This window comes from Pseudomonas sp. HY2-MNA-CIBAN-0224, from assembly GCF_040310285.1.
GTDB lineage: Bacteria > Pseudomonadota > Gammaproteobacteria > Pseudomonadales > Pseudomonadaceae > Aquipseudomonas > Aquipseudomonas helleri.
The window spans coordinates 1-1,083 of the sequence record NZ_JBEOPQ010000130.1 but is presented as its reverse complement, the minus strand read 5'-3'; the positions used below and the strand labels follow the sequence as shown (position 1 = coordinate 1,083).

The 1,083-nt window shown below is 55.2% G+C and carries 1 protein-coding gene; it reads right to left on the bottom strand.

Features of this window, described 5'->3' with window-relative positions; translation table 11 throughout:
- Nucleotides 1-44: 44 nt before the first annotated feature.
- Nucleotides 45-1,083: IS110 family RNA-guided transposase (locus AAEZ03_RS25665; protein ID WP_350582511.1), on the bottom strand; the 1,039-nt coding region annotated here is incomplete at its 5' end.

Genomic DNA, 1,083 nt, shown 5'->3' with positions numbered 1-1,083 from the left:
CTCTTATCAAACATAAAATAACCCATTGTTTTTATTCAAAAAAACTACCCAGCTTTTTCAAGCCTCCATCCCAGCTTGTGTGCCTTGCGCTCCAAGGCTCGCAACTGCCGGCTGCGACTCTTCTCTTCGTACGCCTCGAGCCCTTGCTCCACATATGGCTGGCCTTTGGTCAGCATGGCGTAGATCAGACGCGCCAGTTGATGGGCGGTGGCTTTGACGGCGCAACCTGTGTCCATTCGACTTAACCTTGCACGGTGACTCGCACCGATAAAACTTTTGTCGTTTCGGGCATTGGAGGCCGATTGCTTGAGCGCTTGGGCCGCTCGATTGATGACCTTCGGTCCTCTGCCGGGAAGGGACTTGCCACCCGATATTCGAGTCGGCGGCGCGACTCCCAACCAAGAGCAGAAGTGTTGCGAGGTGGGAAATCGCGATAGATCAGGCCCCAGCTCGCTCGCTAGCACCAAAGCCGTATCGACGCCGATTGTCGGAATGGCAGTTAAATCCACGCCCATCACGCGACCTAATGCCTGATGCAGCACCGTCTGTTCTGTCACCGATCGATGAGCGCTGCGAAGTACCTTACGTGCTGCTGGTACTTCTTCCTGACGCATGGGTAACAGCCCCAGTGCTTGCGCGATGGCATGGTCACAGTCGGCAATCTGCGTTTCCAGGAAGTCGTAGCACGCCAATTCCTGACGCAACGAATGCAAGTGTTCCACACGCCAATTGCCGTGCAAGCTTCGCGCGATAGTGGCGTGATCGGCCTTGATGCGTCGATCACGCAACGCCGCCAAGGCATGAGGATCGCGCTCACCGTGATTGATGGCCTGAAGAATTTTCATCCCGGTTACGCCAGTAATGTCGCTGATGACATTGGCCAACTGGATATTCATTTGGCTCAAGGCTTTCTGCATGCGATTGATCGTTTTGGCCTGATCGGCGACTTTATTGGCGCGCTGACGCACCAGCGAACGCATCGAGCAGACTTCGTCTGCAGGGCGAAAAGCCCCGCTCAACAAGCCGTGTGTCATAAGTTGCCAGATCCATTGGCAGTCCAAGACATCAGATTTGCGCCCCGAG